The sequence below is a fragment of the Aeromonas sp. CD genome (assembly GCF_033349375.1).
Classification (GTDB): domain Bacteria; phylum Pseudomonadota; class Gammaproteobacteria; order Enterobacterales; family Aeromonadaceae; genus Aeromonas; species Aeromonas hydrophila.
Genome location: NZ_CP137631.1, coordinates 1,376,948 through 1,396,326 on the forward strand (window position 1 = coordinate 1,376,948; position 19,379 = coordinate 1,396,326).

Annotated in this window: 19 protein-coding genes, 1 tRNA gene and 1 riboswitch; of the genes, 10 read left to right on the plus strand and 10 right to left on the minus strand. The window is 61.1% G+C overall.

The annotated features are described in order from the left end of the window. Positions 1-64 precede the first annotated feature (64 nt). On the plus strand, positions 65-751 hold the full coding sequence (aqpZ, locus tag R2E40_RS06410) for an aquaporin Z (protein WP_011705214.1): 687 nt from the start codon (positions 65-67) through the stop codon (positions 749-751). A gap of 123 nt (positions 752-874) precedes the next feature. Here the strand turns inward: aqpZ and R2E40_RS06415 are convergent, their stop codons facing one another. The 3 genes from R2E40_RS06415 to R2E40_RS06425 all read right to left on the minus strand — a co-directional run bounded on the left by R2E40_RS06415 (position 875) and on the right by R2E40_RS06425 (position 4,552). Beyond that, positions 875-1,624, minus strand: a complete 750-nt coding sequence (locus R2E40_RS06415) for a lytic transglycosylase domain-containing protein (protein WP_045790367.1) — start codon at positions 1,622-1,624, stop codon at positions 875-877. A gap of 172 nt (positions 1,625-1,796) precedes the next feature. Continuing rightward, positions 1,797-3,158 carry an alpha-amylase family protein gene (locus tag R2E40_RS06420; protein WP_024944430.1) on the minus strand — a complete coding sequence of 454 codons (1,362 nt, stop codon included), beginning with the start codon at positions 3,156-3,158 and terminating at the stop codon, positions 1,797-1,799. A gap of 230 nt (positions 3,159-3,388) precedes the next feature. After that, positions 3,389-4,552, minus strand: a complete 1,164-nt coding sequence (locus tag R2E40_RS06425) for a M23 family metallopeptidase (RefSeq protein ID WP_318165033.1) — start codon at positions 4,550-4,552, stop codon at positions 3,389-3,391. A gap of 428 nt (positions 4,553-4,980) precedes the next feature. Between R2E40_RS06425 and R2E40_RS06430 the strand changes: the two genes are divergently transcribed. Beyond that, complete coding sequence (locus tag R2E40_RS06430) at positions 4,981-5,460, plus strand: GNAT family N-acetyltransferase (RefSeq protein WP_011705218.1); 480 nt, start codon at positions 4,981-4,983, stop codon at positions 5,458-5,460. 4 nt (positions 5,461-5,464) lie between these two features. Here R2E40_RS06430 and R2E40_RS06435 read toward each other — a convergent pair whose 3' ends face one another. Then, complete coding sequence (locus tag R2E40_RS06435) at positions 5,465-6,007, minus strand: DUF1439 domain-containing protein (RefSeq protein ID WP_026080151.1); 543 nt, start codon at positions 6,005-6,007, stop codon at positions 5,465-5,467. Between the two features lie 97 nt (positions 6,008-6,104). Between R2E40_RS06435 and cls the strand changes: the two genes are divergently transcribed. Then, positions 6,105-7,586: a cardiolipin synthase gene (cls, locus tag R2E40_RS06440; RefSeq protein WP_011705220.1), complete on the plus strand. Its 1,482-nt coding sequence runs from the start codon at positions 6,105-6,107 to the stop codon at positions 7,584-7,586. 95 nt (positions 7,587-7,681) lie between these two features. Further along, on the plus strand, positions 7,682-8,944 hold the full coding sequence (locus R2E40_RS06445; protein WP_318165034.1) for a DUF945 family protein: 1,263 nt from the start codon (positions 7,682-7,684) through the stop codon (positions 8,942-8,944). 69 nt (positions 8,945-9,013) lie between these two features. Here the strand turns inward: R2E40_RS06445 and purU are convergent, their stop codons facing one another. Beyond that, positions 9,014-9,850 carry a formyltetrahydrofolate deformylase gene (gene purU, locus R2E40_RS06450; RefSeq protein WP_011705222.1) on the minus strand — a complete coding sequence of 279 codons (837 nt, stop codon included), beginning with the start codon at positions 9,848-9,850 and terminating at the stop codon, positions 9,014-9,016. Between the two features lie 198 nt (positions 9,851-10,048). After that, positions 10,049-10,206, plus strand: a riboswitch (FMN riboswitch). Between the two features lie 102 nt (positions 10,207-10,308). Between purU and ribB the strand changes: the two genes are divergently transcribed. Together ribB and R2E40_RS06460 are read left to right on the plus strand one after the other, a co-directional pair. Beyond that, complete coding sequence (gene ribB, locus R2E40_RS06455) at positions 10,309-10,962, plus strand: 3,4-dihydroxy-2-butanone-4-phosphate synthase (RefSeq protein WP_011705223.1); 654 nt, start codon at positions 10,309-10,311, stop codon at positions 10,960-10,962. A gap of 224 nt (positions 10,963-11,186) precedes the next feature. Next, positions 11,187-11,429 (plus strand): Lpp/OprI family alanine-zipper lipoprotein, encoded by a 243-nt coding sequence (locus R2E40_RS06460; protein ID WP_010634682.1) that lies wholly within the window; start codon positions 11,187-11,189, stop codon positions 11,427-11,429. Between the two features lie 142 nt (positions 11,430-11,571). On the opposite strand, the gene R2E40_RS06465 is transcribed toward R2E40_RS06460, so the two are convergent. After that, positions 11,572-12,420 (minus strand): tetratricopeptide repeat protein, encoded by an 849-nt coding sequence (locus R2E40_RS06465; RefSeq protein WP_252475233.1) that lies wholly within the window; start codon positions 12,418-12,420, stop codon positions 11,572-11,574. After that, a complete protein-coding gene (locus R2E40_RS06470; protein WP_318165035.1) occupies positions 12,417-13,139 on the minus strand; it encodes a 4'-phosphopantetheinyl transferase family protein in 723 nt (240 codons plus the stop codon). The genes R2E40_RS06465 and R2E40_RS06470 overlap by 4 nt, the downstream gene beginning before the upstream one ends. A gap of 275 nt (positions 13,140-13,414) precedes the next feature. On the opposite strand from R2E40_RS06470, the gene R2E40_RS06475 reads away from it, so the two are divergent. From R2E40_RS06475 to R2E40_RS06485, 3 genes are all read left to right on the plus strand, one after another. After that, positions 13,415-13,903, plus strand: a complete 489-nt coding sequence (locus tag R2E40_RS06475; RefSeq protein ID WP_005298673.1) for a C40 family peptidase — start codon at positions 13,415-13,417, stop codon at positions 13,901-13,903. Positions 13,904-14,051: 148 nt separating this feature from the next. After that, the gene (rlmF, locus tag R2E40_RS06480; RefSeq protein ID WP_318165036.1) at positions 14,052-15,008 is read left to right on the plus strand and encodes a 23S rRNA (adenine(1618)-N(6))-methyltransferase RlmF; all 957 of its coding nucleotides are present in this window, start codon (positions 14,052-14,054) and stop codon (positions 15,006-15,008) included. Positions 15,009-15,278: 270 nt separating this feature from the next. Then, positions 15,279-15,998 (plus strand): MaoC family dehydratase, encoded by a 720-nt coding sequence (locus R2E40_RS06485; RefSeq protein ID WP_011705228.1) that lies wholly within the window; start codon positions 15,279-15,281, stop codon positions 15,996-15,998. A 149-nt stretch (positions 15,999-16,147) separates the two neighbouring features. On the opposite strand, the gene R2E40_RS06490 is transcribed toward R2E40_RS06485, so the two are convergent. After that, positions 16,148-17,146 carry a DUF481 domain-containing protein gene (locus R2E40_RS06490; RefSeq protein WP_318165037.1) on the minus strand — a complete coding sequence of 333 codons (999 nt, stop codon included), beginning with the start codon at positions 17,144-17,146 and terminating at the stop codon, positions 16,148-16,150. Between the two features lie 27 nt (positions 17,147-17,173). Then, the gene (locus tag R2E40_RS06495; RefSeq protein ID WP_043168243.1) at positions 17,174-18,091 is read right to left on the minus strand and encodes a L,D-transpeptidase family protein; all 918 of its coding nucleotides are present in this window, start codon (positions 18,089-18,091) and stop codon (positions 17,174-17,176) included. 419 nt (positions 18,092-18,510) lie between these two features. On the opposite strand from R2E40_RS06495, the gene R2E40_RS06500 reads away from it, so the two are divergent. Then, positions 18,511-18,600, plus strand: a tRNA-Ser gene (locus R2E40_RS06500). A gap of 123 nt (positions 18,601-18,723) precedes the next feature. Here R2E40_RS06500 and R2E40_RS06505 read toward each other — a convergent pair. Then, complete coding sequence (locus R2E40_RS06505; protein ID WP_318165038.1) at positions 18,724-19,365, minus strand: flavodoxin family protein; 642 nt, start codon at positions 19,363-19,365, stop codon at positions 18,724-18,726. Positions 19,366-19,379: the final 14 nt, after the last annotated feature.

Consider the following 19,379-nt stretch of genomic DNA (forward strand, 5'->3'; position numbering starts at 1 on the left):
GCCGCGTGGTGCGGCCCGGTGAGCCACAGGCTCCCGCTTCATCCATCATTGGGAGAGTTGAGAAGTGAAACCTTTTGCAGCTGAATTCATGGGCACCTTCTGGCTGGTGCTGGGGGGCTGCGGCAGCGCCGTGCTGGCCGCCGCCTTTCCGAACGTCGGCATCGGCCTGCTCGGCGTGGCACTGGCGTTCGGTCTGACCGTGCTGACCATGGCTTACGCCATCGGCCATATCTCGGGCTGTCACCTGAACCCGGCCGTGACCATTGGGCTGTGGGCCGGCGGTCGTTTCCCGGCCTCCGGTGTGCTGCCCTACATGGTCGCTCAGGTGTTGGGCGGGATTGCGGCAGCGGCGGTGCTCTACGTGATTGCCAGCGGTCAGGCCGGTTTCGATCTGGCGGCGGGCTTTGCCTCCAACGGCTATGGCGAGCACTCCCCGGGCGGCTACAGCATGCTGGCGGCGCTGGTGTGTGAAGTGGTGATGACCGGTTTCTTCCTGTTCGTCATCATGGGTGCCACCGACAGCCGGGCCCCGGCCGGTTTTGCTCCCATCGCCATCGGCCTGTGTCTGACCCTCATTCACCTCATCAGCATTCCGGTGACCAACACCTCGGTCAACCCGGCGCGCAGTACGGGCGTGGCCTTCTTCGTAGGGGACTGGGCACTGGGCCAGCTGTGGCTGTTCTGGGTTGCGCCCATCGTCGGTGCCATTCTGGGTGCATTGGCCTATCGCGCGATCGCGACCAAAGCCTGATCCGTCAGGGCAACAAAGTGTGGTATCGACACGCCCCCGGGCGTGTTTTTTCGTTTCTGGCGGGCACGAAAACGGACCGCAAGGGCCCGCAGGGTAACTTGGTCGCAGGCAAGAGGGGAGGGGCTACAACCCCTTGGCGCTCAGCATGTCTTTGTAGCGCTGGCGCAGCAGCTGTACCCGTTCCACATAGGCGCGGGTTTCAGCATAAGGAGGGATGCCCCCATGCTTTTGCACCGCACCGGCGCCGGCGTTGTAAGCGGCGGTGGCCAGTGCCACGTTGCCGCCATACTGCTTGAGCAGCCCCGCCAGGTATTTCACTCCGCCAAAGATGTTCTGCTCCGCCAGCAGGGCGTTGCCCACCCCCAGCTCCCGCGCCGTGGCCGGCATCAGCTGGGTCAGCCCCATGGCCCCTTTGCGGGAGACCGCGAGGGGGTTGAAGGCAGACTCGGCGTGGATCAGCGCCCGGATGAGGGCCGGCTCCACCTGATAGGCCTTGGCCGCCGCCTGGATGGTGCTGGCGTAGTCATAGAGAAACAGCCCCGTGGTGTGCCAGTTGACCTTGGAGTCGGGGTCACAGGCGTAGCAGTCGTTGAACAGCAGCAGCTCGTAGTGACCCTGCTCCGGCATCATGTCGGAGTAGCGCACCACGCCGTTTTTCTGCACCGACTTGTAGACCTGGATCTGGCGGGTGCCGGGCGGCAGCGGGGGGCTGGCCGGCTCGGGGGGCGGCAGCACCCCCGGGGTGTGCATGGTGACGGGGGGCGCCGCGGGGGGCGGTGCCGGCGGCTCGGCAGTGAGGATCACCACCTCGGCCGGGGCGGGTGTCTGGCTCCAGCCGGGCGGGGAGAACAGCGGGATCAATCCCATCAACATCCATGCTTTCAACGGCTTGCTCCTTCAGCCTCGTTAGCCTTGTTGAGTAAAGCATCACGGCGCGGGCAGAACAAGCCCGCTCTGACCGCCCCGTGCACTCGGCCGAGAAAATAGCAGCGGCAGAGCAAATAAAGAGGCCGCCCAGTGGCGGCCTCGCGCGGCAGTTGCCGGTTTACTCCTGCAGCCAGAGGCGGGCGCTGCGGGCGGGAATGGCGACTCGGACCCACTGGCTCTGCACGTTGACCACGGCGTTTTGGTCGAGCACGTCCCGGTAGTTGCGATACCAGTTCATCTCGAACTTGGCGGTATCGAGCCAGTACTCCTGCTCGTAGTCGCACTTGTTGATGCCGACCAGCCCCTGCTTGCCGCGCTTGAACAGCACGAAGCAGTCGCCGCTGCCGACCAGCTGCATGGGTTGGCCCTGCACCGCGTTGTGGAAGCGGATCATCCCCTTGAGGTCGCTGCGCAGGTAGTAATCTTGCCAGCGCAGCCCGTCCTTGGCCTGGGTCTCGCCGTGATCCGAATAGACCAGCGGCGAGCCACCGTCGCGGCCGAGCAGGTAGGCATAGGCCAGCTTCTCGTCGGTCGGGTTCAGGATCTGGTAGCGAAAGCCGTCGTTGGTGGGGATGTCGTGGGTGATGGCGAAGGTGACCGCCCGGCTGCCCGGCAGCGCCTGGCCATAGGCCCCCGGATCCGCCAGCTGGTTCATGCTGCCACCATAGCCGAGCGCCCCGCGCAGGGAGGCAAACAGCGGGAAGTCATAGGCGCCCTGACCGCTGCTGTCGAGATAGGGCTTGAGGAAGCGCTCGTAATCGTTGCTGCCGGCGCCGCCGGTGGTAATCACCTCGCCGAACACGTGCATCCCCTGCTTTATCTCGGGGGTGAACACGGCGTTGATCTGGTAATCGCTCATGTGTTTGACCGCATCGACCCGAAAGCCCTTGATCCCCATCCCCTTGAGCGCCTTGAGGTAGGCCTGCTGCTGGCTCACCACCCAGTTGTTGGGGTCAAGGTCCGGCAACCCCTTGTCGCCCGCGCCGCCGCACAACCGCCAGTACTGCACGTTGCCCGGATCGTTCCAGTCGCTGATGCACCCTTCCGGGTGGAAGTCCTGACCGGCGAGCAAGTTCTGGCCCAGATCGCCAAACAGCTTCTGCCGCTCGAAGTAGCCGGGGTTGGCGGCGTAGCTTTGCAGCAGCTCGCTGCCGGGGTAGTTGAGATCGCTGCGCTTCCAGCTCTCATTGGCCATGTGGTTGAGCACCACGTCCGCATAGACGGCAATGCCCCGCGCCTGCATGGCGGCGATCAGCTGCTCCAGATCCTGCTTGTTGCCAAGGGGGGTATCGATGAGGCGCAGATCTTGCGGTTGGTAGCGTGCCCACCACTCGTTGCCCGATGACTTGAGGGGTGGCGAGATGAGCACCTGTTTGTAGCCGGCGGCCTTGATGAGATCGGCCTTGGCGGTGACTTCACTGTATTTCCAGTTGAAGGCGTGCAGTATGACGTCGGCATGTGCCAAAGGAGCGATCAGCATGCCTGCGATCGCCCAGATTCCCGCTGTGTGTTTCATTATTGTCAGTCCTTGTTTTGGGTGCCCAGATGGGCACCCAGAGCCTCACACCGGCCTGTCTTGCCAGCAATCGCCGTGCGGCGATTTTGTGAGCACTTTCAAAGCGGACTGTGCGGATCTGTGACGGCTTGCAAAAAACCGCGCAGGCCGCGTCATTACTGACTTTTCAATCACTTCACCGGGCTTTTTTCGGCTCAGTCAATCCCGTTGTTGTAGAGTGGCTGCCAGGCGCAGTAGCGCTGGCCATTGCGCTGGTTGTAGAGCCAGAAGCGGTTGCAGTTGTCGTCGTAGTTGCTGGCGCCGACGTTGACGGCATAGCTGCTCAGCCGCTGCCCCTGCAGGGACTGGAACACCCCGTTGTAGAGCAGGGAGAAGTGCAGGTGCGGGCCGGTGGAGGAGCCGCCCTCGCACAGCGCCTCGTTGCGGTTGCCGGCATAGGTGCCGATGGGGGTGTCGGCGGCCACGTAGTCGCCGCTGCGCACCGAGATCCCGCTCATGTGGTAGTAGTTGGTGGCCCAGCCGTTGGGGGCGGTGACGCGCACCTGGCAGCGGGAGAAGACGGTGACGGTGCCGCTGTTGGCGGCGGTGACCGTGTAGGTGGCGCCGCCCCAGCCCGGCCAGTCGTAGGAGACATCGATGGAAGAGTAGGGGTAGCCGGAGCCGGTATGGGAGTGGGCGCCATTGGCCTTCCAGCTGTAGCCCTGGCGCCAGGGCAGCTGAAACTGGCCGCCGGCCAGCGGTGCGGCGGGGGCGGCGGCGCCGCCCCTGGGGGAGGTCATGGCATCCTGGCCGAACAGGGTCCGCCACTGCTCACCGAGCTGGCGCTGCATTGACGTGCTCAGCAGACTGGCAATGGCGGCCTGGTGCGCGGCCTGCGGCGCCAGGGCGGGGGCGCTGCGCTGCATAAGCCTTTGCTGGGCGCGAGCCTGATAGAAGCGCTCGGAGAGCTGGCGCGCCATCAGCTCCAGCTGGTTGTCAAAGCCCCTGGCCTTGACCAGCCTGGCGAACGGCGCCGCCATGGCCTGCTCGGAGGGAGCCGAGATGAGCTGGCTGCTCGCCTCCATCAGGGCCAGCAGCAACTGGGGGTTGAGACTGGTGATGCCGCTCCAGTGCAGGATCACCTCCTCCTTGGGCAACAGGTGGGACGCCTGCTGCAGCAAGAAGTCGTGCAGATCGAAGGCCATGGCCGCCGCGCCGAACACGAAGTGGGCCTCATCCAGGGGGAGGACAGGGGTCTGACTGGTGGCAAGCTGCTGCGCCGTGAAGTGATAGGGGGCAAGCGGGGCATGGATGTCGCCGGCCCAGCCGGCGGCGGGAAGCAGGGCCAGCATCAGCAGGGAGGGGATCGGTCTGGACATGGTAACTCCTTGGCAAAGTGGTGAGGTGTCGGTGTAGGGATGGACCCACGCGGGCAACAACAGCGCAAGGCTATGCCAAGGCTTCACCATAGGGGTAAATGCCAAAGTTGCTATTCAAATGGGGCTTTTTATACAGAGGGAGAGCGGCATTTTTTTGTTAACAAATATTTACGAAAAGGGTTTGTAGAGCCAAATCAGTGAGTTGCGGGCCAAGAAATGGCGGGCAGCCGTAAAGGGCGGGGAAGAGGCGCAAACAGTGTCTGCCACTGGCTTGCCGTGATAGGATCGCCACTGGCCAGACCGGCTGACGGCATGTTAAAAATTATGCAACTCGGTGTGGTTATTGGCTTTTTTGTTATTAAAAGCCGTGATATCGTCAATCTGGTCGGATCTCTGCGACCGACATCAATGTATGAGGACCGGGCCGAATGGCCATGGATGGAACGGGTGTGATAGGCAAGCGGGCGATGGAACTCACGTTCGAAGAGTACTGTGATGCAGACCTTTCCCTGATCAGGGATTACTACGAAACCACTTTCTCCCACTATGTGCCGGATCTGGCCGAGCGGATCTTCGTGGTGCGCGACGCCCACTGGCTGGTGGGTGCCGTGCGTCTGCGCGACGAACAGGATTACTACCATCTGTGCGGTTTTCGTCTGCTACCCCACTACCAGTCGCTGGGGCTGGGCTCGCGCCTGTTGCAGCACGCCTGCAATGATCTGCAGGACAAGCCGGTGGTGTGTCAGGCCTTGCCGTTTGAAAAGCCGTTCTACCTCAAGGCCGGCTTCGCCGACCTGCCCCTGCATGAACTGGAGGGGCCGCTCTTCTCGCTGTATGACCAGCAGCGCGAACAGGGTTACCAGATCGAGCTGCTGGTGCGCCAGGCCAAGGCCCCGGTCTACAACTGACGACTCACTGGGGCTTGGTCAACAGGTGGATCTTGCCCGGTGACAGCTCCAGCCCCAACAGATTCTCCTTCAGCCAGGCCTGGTTCGGATCCTTGTCGTTGAGCCGATAGACCGGCTGGGTCTCCAGCCGCTTCTCCATGCTCTGCAGCAGCATGCCGAGCATGAAGCCGAACTTCTGCTGCGCCGCCTCCGGCTCCAGCTTGTATTCAATCAACTTCATGTTGTCTAGGAACAGCGCGCTCTGCGCCTTGTCGTAACGCGGTCTCGCCTCATAGGTCATGTTCAGCCGCGCGTCGTACTCGGTCTGATCCGGCAGGGCGATCTTGAGCTTGCCCTTGCCATAGACCCGGGCGGTGTCCGGGCTCTGGCGCCCGATCTGGACATCGCTCTGTTCGAGTTGCACATGAGCCTTGATGATGCCGGGCAGCTCCAGCTGTTTGTTCACTTGCACCTGGGATTGCAGGTACTGGTTTATCTGTTGCTCATTGATGTCATATGAGCCTTGACCTAGCATGGCCAGACTGAGCAGCATAGATTGCAGGATCATGCTAACGACCTGATAGAATGGGTGTGTTTTACAGCATACCATCCTGGCTTCGCGGGATCTGCCCACCGCATTTCACTCGTCTGTAAAAGGAGTTCTCGTGATCAACGGTCTGGAGCACGACATCCAACTGCTGTTTTCCCAGTTCCTCGGCTGGTTGCTGCTGCTGTTTCACACCGTGATCGTGGCGGGGGTCTCATTTCGGGTGGTGATGAAACGGCGCCCCATCGGGGTCTCGCTGGCCTGGCTCGCCCTCATCTATGCCATCCCGTTTGCCGGGGTCGGCTTCTACGTGCTGTTCGGCGAGATCCGCCTCGGTCGGCGCCGCGCCGAGCGGGCGCAGGCCATGTACCGCCCTTACGCCATCTGGATCCGCCAACTGGCCCGGCTCTTCCCCCAGCACTGCTGCGAGGTGGGGGAGAAGGCCCAGCCGCTGCACGATCTGATCCAGGGCCGGCTGGCCATGCCCATGCTCTCCGGCAACCGGATGACGCTGCTGAGCAAGCCGGAAGCCATCCTGCGCGAGATAGTGCGCGACATCCGCCAATCCTCCCAGTCCTGCTACCTGGAGTTCTACATCTGGCACCCGGGCGGCGACACCGACGAGGTGTGTGAAGCCTTGATGGAAGTGGCGGCGCGCGGCGTGGATTGTCGCTTGCTGCTCGATTCCATGGGCAGCAAGACCTTCTTTCGCTCGTCCTGGCCGAAAAAGCTGCGCAAGGCCGGGGTCAAGCTGGTGGAGGTGCTGCCGGTCGGGGCCTGGCGCATCCCGTTCCAGCGTCAGGACCTGCGCATGCACCGCAAGCTGGTAGTGATCGACGACCGGGTTGGTTACACCGGCTCCATGAACATGGTGGATCCCCGCTTCTTCAAGCAGAACGCCGGGGTCGGCCAGTGGGTCGACATCATGATCCGGGTGCAGGGGCCCATGGTGCCGCTGATGTGGTCCATCTTCGTCTGGGATTGGGAGATGGAGACTGGCGAGCGGCTGCTCGACAGCCTGCAGCACGAGCCGGAGGCCTGGCCCCAGAGCAACTACCGGGCCCAGCTCATTCCGTCCGGCCCCTTCGTCGGCGGCGACTGCATCCAGCAGAGCCTGCTGCTGGCCATCTACCAGGCCCGCCACCATCTGGTGCTGACCACCCCCTACTTCGTGCCGGACGATCCGCTGGCGGCGGCGCTCTCCTCGGCGGCGGCCCGCGGCGTGCAGGTGCAGCTGGTGCTGCCGGCGCGCAACGACTCCCTGATGGCCAATTACGCCTGCAACGCCTTCATGGAGGAGCTGCTGGAGGCGGGGGTGGAGGTCTATCGCTACGACGCCGGCCTGCTGCACACCAAGAGCGTGCTGGTGGATGACGACTTTGCCCTGGTGGGCACGGTCAATCTGGACCGGCGCAGCCTCTGGCTCAACTTCGAGGTGACCCTGCTCATCGACAACCCGGTGTTCGTCGCCGAGATGACCCAGCTGGTGCAGGGCTACATGATAGAGGCGACCCCCATGTCGCTGGCCAAGTGGCGGGCACGCCCCTGGTACAAGAAGGTGATGGAGAACATGTTCTACCTGTTCAGCCCCTTGTTGTGACATCACTTAATTGCGGCAGGCGCCGAATTGCGCTTGCCTAGCCCCAAGCTGGCCCCGTAGAGTGCGGCAATCACTCCCTGGAGAAACAGAAGAAGATGAAGAAGCGAGTAGCGCTGGCCGTCACGGCGGCCTTGGTGGTGGGTGGGCTGGGTGCCTGCTGGTACACGGGCAACACGTTCGATCGCATCATGGCCGAGCAGATCGCCAAGGTGAAGCAGGAGAGCGGCGTCGAACTGAGCTGGCTGCCGAGCTCGAGCAACCTGTTCGCTCGCGATGGCGTGCTGAAGGTGGTGGTCACCCCGCAGACCCTGGCCAGCCTGGATGGTCAGCTGGAGGGGAGTGAACCGGTCGAGGCGCAGTTCATCGTCAACAGCCGCATCCTGCCGCTCTACATCAAGAGCCACATGCTGCTCGACACCAAGCAGGGTTCGCTGGCGCCGGTGTTCAACGCCTTCAAGATGGAGCAGTGGCAGTTCGGCATCGAGTCGGTCAGCAGCCTGTGGACCGCCAGCAACAGCAGCCGCTTCTGGGCCAACGAGTTCAAGATCAAGCAGGGGCTCGACGAGTTCAACTTCCTGCCGATGAAGGGCGACTATCACGGCGATCTGGAAGGCAACGGTCACGTCACCTTCCACTGGCAGGGTATGACGGTGCACGAAGAGCAGAACAAGATGGACATGGTGCTGGCCGAGCTCAAGGGCAGTGCCGACATGGCCGAGATCAGCGGGATCTGGCTCTCTCCCCGCAGCGACATGACCCTCTCCGCGCTGTCGGTACAGCTACCGGACAGCGTCAAGGTCTCCCTGCAGGGGCTGACCACCGAAACCCAGCTGGCGGGGGATGATGCCCAGACCCTCTCCAGCAGTTACCAGATGAAGGTGGACACCCTCAATCTGGAGAACGAGACCGACAACCTGGCGCTGACTCAGAGCAAGCTGGCCCTCAATCTGAAGGGGCTGGATCTGGAAGGGTATCAGGCGCTGCAGGCCTCCAGTGGCCAGGGCGTGGAAGAGGAAGCGATCCAGCAGGCGCTGGACAAGATGCTCAAGCGTGGCGCCACGCTGGAGCTGGTGGACTTGAGCTCCCACCTCAATGGCGAGCCGGTGGCCATGAAGGGTGACATCAAGCTGGCGGCCACCTCGCTCGAGCAGCTGTTCAACAGCGAAGAGGGCATGCACGCCCTCTCCGGCCTGTTGCACGCCAACCTGAGCGGCAAGCTGGGCAAGGCGGTGCCGCAGCTGGCGCCCATGCTGGATCAGTTCGCCGCCATGGGTTACCTCAAGGCGAACAAGGAGCAGCTGACGGCCGAGCTCAAGCTCGACAAGGGGGCCATGACCGTCAATGGTCTGCCGCTCTGATTGACGTTGCTTTCGTGCACATAAAACAAAGGCTCCCGCGGGAGCCTTTGTTGTTTTCAGTGGCCGGGATTACTTGAACACCACCGTCTTGTTGCCGTAGACGAACACCCGCTCGTTCAGCACCAGCTCCAGTGCCCGGCTCAGCACCGATTTCTCCACGTCGCGGCCAGCCTTGGCCATGTCGTCGGCGCTGAAGGTGTGATCGACGTGGATCACGTCCTGCTCGACGATGGGGCCCTCATCCAGATCGTCGGTGACGAAGTGGGCGGTGGCGCCGATCAGCTTGACCCCGCGATCGAAGGCCTGGCGATAGGGGCGGGCACCGATGAAGGCGGGCAGGAAAGAGTGGTGGATGTTGATGATCTTGCGCGGATAGGCCTCGACGAAACTCGGGGTCAGCACTCGCATGTACTTGGCCAGCACCACGTAGTCGGGCTGGTAGCCGTCGATGATGGCGCGCACCTGCTCTTCATGCTCGGTGCGGCTCAGATCCTCGTGGCTGACGGTGTGGAACGGAATGTCGAACTTGCCGGTCAGCTCGGCGAGGGTGTCGTAGTTGCCGATCACCGCGACTATGTCCATGTCCAGCGCACCGGCGTAGTTCTTCATCAGGATGTCGCCGAGGCAGTGGGTCTCCTTGGTCACCAGGATGACGATGCGTTTCTTGCCGGCCTTGACCAGGCGGCGCTGGGCGCCGGCGGGGAGGGCATCATCGAGGTCGGCCAGCAGGGTCTCGTCGTTGAAGCGTCCCTCCAGCTCGGTGCGCATGAAGAAGCGGCCGTTTTCGTGATCCACGAACTCGTCGTTCTTGTTGATGTTGAGCTGGTGCTTGTAGCAGATGTTGGTGATCTTGGCGATGAGGCCCTTGGCGTCCGGACAGTCCGTCAGCAGTATTTTCTTTTCCATCTCTGTCATGATTCCGTTTGTGTTGTTGGCGCCTGAGTCTGCGCAGGCTGCGCGTTTTTTCAGGCACTATGCCACAAACAAAATCAGAAAAGACAGTGCGCTGTGCGCCCTGATGCAATGCGGTGGCAAGCAGTACGCTATTCATCTTTGATGGGTTTTGGGCTGGTATCCGGCGTTTTTTTTCTTTACGCTGTCTGGGCTTATTCTCAGGGCGGGGTGAAATTCCCCACCGGCGGTATCCCGATGTGACTCGGGGAGCCCGCGAGCGCCCGACCCGGTATTGCACCGGGACGGGGTCAGCAGATCCGGTGAGATGCCGGAGCCGACGGTCATAGTCCGGATGAAAGAGGATAAGACAGATATTGCAGGCAAGCCCCATGGGCCGGCCGCTGCATACCTATCTCTGTCTGCCTTTCCATGCCCTGATTCTGGTCCTTGTCTTGTTTAGGAGTCTTACCATGAATCAGTCTCTTCTCAGTGAATTTGGTGATCCCATTGCCCGTGTCGAAGCGGCGCTGGCGGCTCTGCGTGCCGGCCGCGGCGTGCTGGTGGCCGACGATGAAGATCGGGAGAACGAAGGGGATCTCATCTTCGCCGCCGAATCCATGACCAATGAACAGATGGCGATGATGATCCGCGAGTGTTCCGGCATCGTCTGCCTCTGCCTGACCGACGAGCGGGTACGCCAGCTCGAACTGCCGATGATGGTGGAGGCCAACTCCAGCCATTATCAGACCGCCTTCACCGTGACCATCGAAGCGGCGCAGGGGGTGACCACCGGCGTGTCGGCGGCCGATCGCATCACCACCATCCGGGCCGCCATCGCCGACGGCGCCAGACCGTCCGACCTGCACCGCCCGGGCCACGTCTTCCCGCTGCGGGCTCGCACCGGCGGGGTGTTGACCCGTCGCGGCCACACCGAAGCCACGGTCGATCTGATGCAGCTGGCAGGACTCAAACCGTTCGGTGTGTTGTGCGAACTGACCAAGGAAGATGGCTCCATGGCGCGGCTGCCGGATCTGGTGGCATTCGGTCGCCAGCATCAGATGCCGGTGCTGACCATCGAGGATCTGGTGCAATATCGTCAATTGCTGTCAGAACGTTCAGCCTGAGCCTCATACGAAATTGTAATAAGCCCAAAATTTGGTTACGCTTTGTGCGAACCTCATCCAGAGACCCTCATTTTTGGCTTAACTTTGCACAAAAAGTGTACGTTTAAAAAAAAATGAGGGTTTTAATGCATTTATCTGTGATGGGGCCTATCCAAACTATGATTTTTTTGTGCCATAATCACGCCGCTTGCTAAACGTCTGGCGAGTTAAAGGGAGCTTTTAAAATGAAAAAAATGTTGTTGGTAGGTGTTGTTGGTCTGTCCGCTCTGCTGGGCGGTTGTGCAAACACCAGCGAACTGGAAACTTCCGTTCAGAATCTGTCTAACAAAGTTGACCAACTGGCTCAAGATGTTAGCGCTGTTCGTGCTGATCAATCCAAAATCGCTGCTGATGTTGCAGAAGCCAAGCAAGAAGCTATGCGTGCTAACCAGCGCATCGACAACATGGCTACTTCCTACAAGAAGTAATCCATGCGAAAAAAATGGCGCAGTTATGCGCCATTTTTTTTTGCCTGAAATTCGTCAAATCCTCGCGTTTTCCCCGTTGATACCCGCCTGACAAGGCAATGCCGAACACTCGGCATCACCCCGTTTTTCATTTCCGCATCGATCAGTAGAGCAGGCTGTAGAGCTTGCGACGGTAGCTCTGCGCCGCCGGGTTGCTGCCCATGGTGGTCAGGATGTCGAGGTAGGTCTTCTTGGCATCACCGAAGGCGAGATCCCGCTTGAGGATGGTAAACAGCAGCGTCAGCGCCTCTTCCTGCCGGCCGGCCTGGCTGTATTGCACCGCCAGCTCCTGGGCCAGGGCAAAGTTGTCCGGCTCCTGCTGGTGACGGGCTTCCAGCGCCCGCAGCTCCGGGCTGTCAGCGGCCTGCTGGGCCAGTGCCAGCTTGGATGTCAGGGTCTGGTAGTGATCGTCCTGGGCGATCATCGGGATTTTGCCCAGCCGCTCCTGCGCTTCGTCCAGCAGATTGAGGTCGAGCGCCGCCTGAATGAGCCACAGGCTGATGTCGTGGCGCTCCGGTGCCAGCTGATGGGCCTTGCCGAGATGGGCATAGGCAAGGTCTGCCTGGCCTTCCGCCAGCGCCTGCTGTCCCTGTTCGAACAGCAACTCCTCCTCCTTGGGGGCGAAGGCGGCAAAGTAGTGGCGCAGGGTGGCTTCGTCCTGCGGGCCTTCCAGAATGGCCTGCTCGTCAGGGCGGCCCTGGTGGAACAGCACCAGCGCCGGCAGGGCGCGCAGGCCGAGCTGGCCAGCCAGCGGCTGCAGCTGCGGATCGTTCATGTCCACCCTGGCCAGGGTCACCTGAGGATTGGCCGGGCCGACCAGCGCTTCCACCAGCGGGGTCATGGCCTGACACTCCGGCATCTGGGGGGCGTGGAAATAGATGACGATCGGCTTTTTCATGGAAGCATCGATCAGGGCGCTTTGGAAATTCTGGGGATGGATGTCGACGATCATGAGGCTGACTCTTGGAAAATGGTGTGAGTTAACATGGGGTTGATGGGCACAGAATTCAAGCTGCCGTCGAGCAGCCAGCCGTTGACGGCGAGGGTCGGTGCGGTCAGGCTGAGCCAGCCCCGGCCGATGGGCCAATCCTGCACCCGGTAATCCAGTTCATCGAGTTGGTTGTCGAGCCGCCACGCTTCCTCTGGTACGAAGCGCACCTTGTCGAGACCGGCGGCGATGCCGGCGCCGTGGGCCTTCAATACCGCCTCCTTGCGCGACCAGAGCCGATAGAAGGCCGGCTCTTGTTCCGCCTCGGGCAGGGCGAGCAGCCACTCATATTCACTCTGCGCATAAAAACGGCGGGCCAGTGGCAGAATCTGGCGGCGCCGCTGACCCATCTCTATGTCCACTCCGAGCGGGCCGGCGGCACAGAGGGCGATCGCCAGCCAGTCACCGCTGTGGCTGAGGTTGAACTGCCAGCGCCCGTCGCTCAGTGCCGGCTTGCCGTGTGGGTTGCTGCAAAACTGCAGCGCATCGGGGCGGCGCTGCAGGCGCTCGGCCAGCAGCCGTCGCAGCAAGCCACGGCTGAGCAGGTACTCCTGGCGGCGTGCCAGCTGACCGATGGACTGCCATGTCTGCCGTTCTTCGGGGGAGAGCAGGGTTTGCAGCAGGCTCAGCTGGTCGGCGTCCGTGTTTGCCGGTTTTAACAAATAGAGATCCACAGAGATCATAATTTTTCACTTAAAAAGCATGCTGAAACAGCGATAAAAGTCAGTTTGAACCGGCCTGGGTGGCCCCTTTCGAGATTGTATATTGTTTGGCCACGATCACATTAATCAGGAAAAATAATGCATTTCCTTGCAGAAATGTGATGTCGATAGGGATTTTCGCTTGCCTCGATAGAATTCTTGGATATAGTCGGGTGCTGTTGCCTTATAAATTGCCCGTTCGGGCCGTATTTTAACAAGTTTTACTATTTTGCGGGGATAAAGGATTGCGCCACCTGATGCTACTGCTGGTCGCGCTCGGAATGGTGGGTTGTGCCTCGGCACCCCAGCCCGAGGTCGCGAGCAAGATTGAAGTTTCCATGATGGAACCCGTTATTGAACCGGAAGCTTCGCAAACCCCAGATGTAAACGAAATCCTGACAGTATACAAAGAGTGGCGCGGTGTTCCTTACCGCATGGGCGGCAGCAGCCAGCGCGGCATCGATTGTTCCGCCTTCGCCCGTGAAGTGTTCCGCAACGCCGTCGGCATCGAACTTCCCCGTGATACCCGCTCCCAAGTCCATGAAGGCACTCGTGTTTCCAAGCAGGATCTGGTCGAAGGTGACCTGGTTTTCTTCAAGATCAATCGCCGTCTCAATCATGTCGGCATCTATGTGGGCAATGGTGAATTCATTCACGCCTCCACCCGCGCCGGGGTGACGCGCTCCAAGCTCGACAGCTCTTACTGGCGTAGCAAATTCTGGCAGGCACGCCGGATCGACATCTGAGTCAGGCTGGACAAACGGCTCGCAGTACGGACTGTTTTTCCAACCTCACTTGAACCGGGCTCGACAGCCCGGTTTTTTATGGCCGTCATTTAGACTTTCCGGGGCCAAGTCACTATAGTGTGGGCCCGTTTTCCTCGGCAGACCCAGCATGAAGCCCCATTCCGACCGCAAATCCGGATTGCATCCACGCAATCGCCATCAGGCTCCCTATGATTTCGATGCGCTCTGCCAGCGCACCCCCGAGCTGCAACCCTTCGTGTTCGTCAACGAGCACGGTACCCAGACCCTGGATTTTGCCGATCCGGCCGCCGTCAAGGCGCTGAACAAGGCGTTGCTGGCACTGCACTATGGCATTGCGCACTGGGATCTGCCGGTCGGCTATCTCTGCCCGCCCATTCCAGGGCGGGTGGACTATCTGCATCGGGTGGCCGATCTGCTGGCCGAGAGTGCCGGCAAGGTGCCGACCGGCAAGGGGGTGCGGGTGCTGGATATCGGGGTCGGTGCGAACTGCATTTATCCGCTGCTGGGTGCCCGTGAATATGGCTGGCGCTTCGTCGGCTCCGACATCGATCCGGTGTCGGTCAAGGCCGCTACTCTGCTGGCCAAGAGCAACGGGCTGGGCAGCCAGATCGAATGCCGCCTGCAGGGCAAGGCCGGTGACATCTTTCAGGGGATTGTGGCGCCGCGCGAGCGTTTTGCGCTGACCCTCTGCAATCCTCCTTTTCATGCTTCACTGGCAGAGGCGAGCAAGGGTACGGAGCGCAAGCTGCGCAACCTGGGCAAGGCGGCGACGGCCAAGCCGGTGCTCAATTTCGGCGGCCAGAAGGCCGAGCTCTGGTGCGAAGGGGGGGAGGCGGCCTTTCTGGCGAGCATGATCACTCAGAGCAAGGCATTCGCCAGCCAGTGCCTCTGGTTCAGCTCGCTGGTGTCAAAAAAAGAGAACCTGCCGGCGGCCAAGCAGGGGCTGAGCCGGGTCGGGGCCCGTCAGGTGCGGGTGCTCGAGATGGCCCAGGGCAACAAGATCAGCCGGGTCCTGGCCTGGTCTTTCCAAGGCGAGGCGGCCAGCAGGCAGTGGTGGTCGCCAGTGGCGCACGATAACGCCTGAGCCGGCTGAAGCGGGACGACGACAAGGGGCATACCGATGGTATGCCCCTGTTTTTTGGTGGGCGTCAGTGGCCAGTCTGGGTCGATACCCGGCACCCATGACAATCGTTTTTCCCCTTGTGGCATCGGGGCTGGCGCCTGCATGTTAGTGATCACTTTCATCCTCGGTACAGTTGTACGCTGAGATTTTTTTGCACTTGCAGTTGAAACTTTCATAAAATAGGACTGGTTAGACCTCTTTACAGGCTTTGAATCGAATAGGGATCGGTACATGAAAGTTGTCGATTTTCTGAAGCGCAAGCGCGAAATACTGGCGCAGCACCCCTTTGAGCTCAAGGATTGGCTCTCTCCGGCGATCCGCGACTACTGGCGTGAGTTTCAGCAAAAGGCACACCTCCACCCTCTGCTGGGCCGGGTGCTGGATTTGCAGAGCGACAGCCAGTCCACGCAGCAACAGCAGGGCGCGGCGCAAGCCGTCAACGGCCAGCCCGTGCCGCTGGATACCCCTGCCGTCGAACTCAGCGGCGAGGCCGCCGCTCTGTTTGCCACCTTGCAGGAGCGCATCGGCGAAGAGACCCATGTCGGTGAGTGGTTGCTGGTCAGCCAGCAGATGATCAACGAGTTTGCCGCCGTGACCGGCGACAACCAGTGGATCCACACCGATCCGGAGCGCGCAGCGGCCGAGTCACCGTTCAAGACCACCATTGCCCACGGCTTCCTGACCCTGGCGTTGTTGCCGCGGTTGACGGGCAGCATCAACGAGGCCGCCCCCGAGTTTCCGACCGCCCGCATGGTGGTGAACTTCGGCCTGGATCAGGTGCGTTTCCCGTACCCCATCAAGGTGGACAGCAACATCCGCGCCCGCACCAAGCTGGCTCGGGTTACCCCGATCAAGGGCGGGTTGGAGTTGCTCAAGGAGATCAAGGTCGAGATCGAAGGCATTCGTCGCCCAGGCTGCGTCATTGAATCGGTCACCCGTATCTACTTCTGACGGGGTGATGGTGTCACCCGCTGGCATGAATCGTATTGAAAAAAACAGGCTCACCGAGGTGAGCCTGTTTTGTTTATGGCGCTTGCTGTACTTGCCTATGTCGCCTCTATGTTGCCGCCACTCGCGGCATCCATGACTTGCCCCGAGTACTAGAAGCTGGCTCCCAGGCTTATCAGATGACGCCACTCTTTGCCTGATAAGGGTGCCTGAACACCTTGATAATCCAATCTGGAGTCTTCCCAATCGAGCTCGCTCGACCAGGAGAGGCGCAGGTGATCGTTGAAGTAGTAGCGCATCCCCAGGCTGCCTTTTACGGCCTGCTCCCGGGTGATGTAGGGGGATGGCTGGTCCAGATAGCGCTTGTAGCTACCCTTGCTGAACAGCTCCAGTTGCTCCGACCAGAGCGCAATGGGTTGGCGGTAGTCCCAGCCAAGGCCCATCAGGGGATAGTTGATGATCCTGTCGTTGAACAGATCGATGATAACGATGGTGTTGATGTCATCCGGCCGGTAGTAGGAGCGCTCCAATCCCGCCTGGCTGATCAGCTCCAGCCGTCGCCGCTTGTCGTTCCAGAACCGGTAACCGGGTCCGGTCACATAACCCACATCCATGTATTCGGGGTCCAGCATCTGGTATTCAAAGTCGACGGCGGAGCGCAGAAACCAGCGCTGGTCGAAGAAGAAGTCCAGCATGGGCTTGAGTCGGTACTCATGGCTGTTGGTGACGTTGTTGGCGGTCTCGTAGATGTACTCCCCATCCAGCGTATAGCGCCAGTCGAGGTTGGCCACCTCGGTGGAGGCCTTCAGGTTGACGTTGTTGGTCTGCTTGTCGCTGTGTTTGAGCTTGACGTTCAGATCGCTGCTGCCGCTCCACAGCCAGGCTTTCTGGTCATCTGGCGTCAGGGCCAGCAGGGTAATGCCGGTCTTGACGGTCGGTTTGGGTTTGTCCTGCTTCTCGATGCGCCAGCGCTTGACCGCTTCGCGCTTGACGGTGACAGGGGCGCTGTAAGGGAGCGCGAGGCGCACCTGCTGGTCACCTATCTCCTCTATGGTGCCGGTCAGCCGGTCACCGTTGTCCATCCAGAGGATGTCGGCCGATGCCGCCGGGCTCAGCAGCAGGGCCAGCAGACAGAAAATGCGGTAGCTCATGAAGATCCTCGTGAACATGGTTGGCCATCAGCCGCTGACGGGACGGGGGATACCGTTCTTGCTGTTTAGCACGCCGGCGGCCTTGTCACCATCGACTTCCGGTTTGGCGATGAAGGCCTCCACCTCAGCGGAGAGGATCAGCGGGGCGCCCTGCTCCAGCTCCAGTTCGGTGCGGGAGAGCGGGGAGTGTACCTCCAGCCAGTGGCGGCCATCAGGCTCGATGGCGGTTTTGACCGGCTGGTTGATGACCCGCACCTGAGTGCCGATGGGGACAATCTTGAACAGGGCCTCGATGTCGTCGGGGCGCAACCGAATGCAGCCGGCGCTGACCCGCAGACCGACGCCAAAATCCTTGTTGGTGCCGTGGATGAGGTAGTCCTGCTTGCCATAACCGAGGCGCATGGCGAACTTGCCAAGGGGATTGTCGGGACCGGGCGGCACCACCGCCGGCAGGGTGATCCCTTTTTGCTCGAGCCAAGACTTGCGCACCATGGGGCCGGGCACCCAGGTCGGATTGGGATTCTTGGCGATCACCGTGGTGGTCATCTCCGGCGTCTCCCGCCCTATGTCACCGATCCCGATGGGCAGCACCATCACCTCGTTTTTGCCTTTCGGGAAATAGTAGAGGCGCAGCTCCGGCAGATTGATGACTATGCCCTCGCGAGGCACGTCCGGCAGCAGCATCTGGGTCGGCAGGGTCAGCCGGGTGCCCGGCTTGGGCAAATAGGGATCGACCCCCGGATTGGCTTCGAGCAGCGCCAGAAAACCAATCTGGGTGTGCTTGCCGATGAGCTCAAGATGTTCATCTGGCTGGACTATGTAGTCCTCCAGTTCGCCGATCAGGCGGCTGCCTGCCGGGGGCAGCGGATAGGTGGTGGCGAGGACGGGAGCCGTCAGCAGGCTGGCGGTCAGCGCCAGCAATGAGAGGGTTCGTGCTATGAACATGTACTTCCTGTCTGATTGATATGAGGGGGCCGCGAGGCGGCTCCCTTGGGTAAAAGGGGGAAATTGTCAGTCAAACGGGTGACGATTGCCAGCTTGGTGGGCCAGGGTCACAGCCGGGTCCCGATGTGGCAATCCATCATTTTGACCGTTGCTTGCCCGTTTTTAATGCAAGGCATCATAACCTGCAATGAACAGCATGCCTGGAGGGCGGTGGGAGAGGGGATGAGTGGTGAGTAGCGCTGGCGGCACCCATGCAGGGGGCGTGTCTCGGCCTCGGTACTGCATCGACAACAGGCACGACAGCGGAGAACATCTCGCTACCGGGCGCGCTCACCTGCTGGTTTTATGTGCAGTCGTTTGATCTTTAAAGAGATTCAAGTTGATTTCCAGAGGCGGCTCCGGTAACAATGATGCCCCGTGGAGAGATGCCGGAGTGGCCGAACGGGATTGACTCGAAATCAATTGTGGCAGCAATGCCACCCAGGGTTCGAATCCCTGTCTCTCCGCCATTCATTCTTCTCAAGCCCGCGCCAGTCGCGGGCTTGTCATTTCAAGCTCATGCCAGCCCATTCTTCCGACTTGTGCTCAGTGAAAACGGGCGGTGGGGAGTGGTCTGTTGTGGCCGCGGCAGGCTAAGGCTCTGCTTTTGGAAACCACTTGTCGATTTCCGCGAGCATCTGCTCAGGGGTCAGCTGGCGGGTCATCCGTCCCCGCAACACATGGCGATGGCTGAAGGATTTGGCGCCACGGGCCATCACCTTGGCCTTGAGCGCCGCGATGTGCTCCTCGCCGAAGTGGCTGTTATAGGTGTTGAACAGCACCACCTCCTTGCCATCGAAGCGGTTGTGCTCGACAAAGGCCCAGATGGGCGGTGCCGGGCTGTAGAGCCAGACCGGGGAGCCGAGCCACAGAGTATCGAACGGACTCAGATCGAGGGTACGCGGCACGATATCGGGCAGGGCCTCCGGTGTACTTTTCAAGGCGTTCGCATCGCCGAGGGCTTTCACCAATCCTCCGGGGCCGAGCCTATAGGCGGAGGCATCCAGCGCAAAGAGCCGGGCTCCGAGCCGGTTTGCCAGATGGCGGGCGGCTAGCGCCGTATTGCCCGAGCGGGAGAAATAGACCACAGCCGTGCGGGGGCTCGCCACCTGCGGGCTCTCTGCCCCCAGCTCTGCCAGCTCATGTGCCTGCCGACGCTCGATAAAGGAGACCGCCAGCAGCACGACCACCACGGCGGCGGCCAGCGCACCAAGGGTGATAAAGACCCAGTTCATCATCCTTGTCCTCA

Excerpts from the sequence above, each read along its gene's own strand:
- R2E40_RS06415 (WP_045790367.1), bottom strand. The coding sequence starts at position 1,624 with ATGTTGATGGGATTGATCCCGCTGTTCTCCCCGCCCGGCTGGAGCCAG.
- R2E40_RS06420 (WP_024944430.1), bottom strand. The coding sequence starts at position 3,158 with ATGCTGATCGCTCCTTTGGCACATGCCGACGTCATACTGCACGCCTTC.
- R2E40_RS06425 (WP_318165033.1), bottom strand. The coding sequence starts at position 4,552 with ATGTCCAGACCGATCCCCTCCCTGCTGATGCTGGCCCTGCTTCCCGCC.
- R2E40_RS06430 (WP_011705218.1), top strand. The coding sequence starts at position 4,981 with ATGGCCATGGATGGAACGGGTGTGATAGGCAAGCGGGCGATGGAACTC.
- R2E40_RS06435 (WP_026080151.1), bottom strand. The coding sequence starts at position 6,007 with ATGATCCTGCAATCTATGCTGCTCAGTCTGGCCATGCTAGGTCAAGGC.
- R2E40_RS06445 (WP_318165034.1), top strand. The coding sequence starts at position 7,682 with ATGAAGAAGCGAGTAGCGCTGGCCGTCACGGCGGCCTTGGTGGTGGGT.
- purU (WP_011705222.1), bottom strand. The coding sequence starts at position 9,850 with ATGGAAAAGAAAATACTGCTGACGGACTGTCCGGACGCCAAGGGCCTC.
- ribB (WP_011705223.1), top strand. The coding sequence starts at position 10,309 with ATGAATCAGTCTCTTCTCAGTGAATTTGGTGATCCCATTGCCCGTGTC.
- R2E40_RS06460 (WP_010634682.1), top strand. The coding sequence starts at position 11,187 with ATGAAAAAAATGTTGTTGGTAGGTGTTGTTGGTCTGTCCGCTCTGCTG.
- R2E40_RS06465 (WP_252475233.1), bottom strand. The coding sequence starts at position 12,420 with ATGATCGTCGACATCCATCCCCAGAATTTCCAAAGCGCCCTGATCGAT.
- R2E40_RS06470 (WP_318165035.1), bottom strand. The coding sequence starts at position 13,139 with ATGATCTCTGTGGATCTCTATTTGTTAAAACCGGCAAACACGGACGCC.
- R2E40_RS06475 (WP_005298673.1), top strand. The coding sequence starts at position 13,415 with ATGCTACTGCTGGTCGCGCTCGGAATGGTGGGTTGTGCCTCGGCACCC.
- rlmF (WP_318165036.1), top strand. The coding sequence starts at position 14,052 with ATGAAGCCCCATTCCGACCGCAAATCCGGATTGCATCCACGCAATCGC.
- R2E40_RS06485 (WP_011705228.1), top strand. The coding sequence starts at position 15,279 with ATGAAAGTTGTCGATTTTCTGAAGCGCAAGCGCGAAATACTGGCGCAG.
- R2E40_RS06490 (WP_318165037.1), bottom strand. The coding sequence starts at position 17,146 with ATGAGCTACCGCATTTTCTGTCTGCTGGCCCTGCTGCTGAGCCCGGCG.
- R2E40_RS06495 (WP_043168243.1), bottom strand. The coding sequence starts at position 18,091 with ATGTTCATAGCACGAACCCTCTCATTGCTGGCGCTGACCGCCAGCCTG.
- R2E40_RS06505 (WP_318165038.1), bottom strand. The coding sequence starts at position 19,365 with ATGAACTGGGTCTTTATCACCCTTGGTGCGCTGGCCGCCGCCGTGGTG.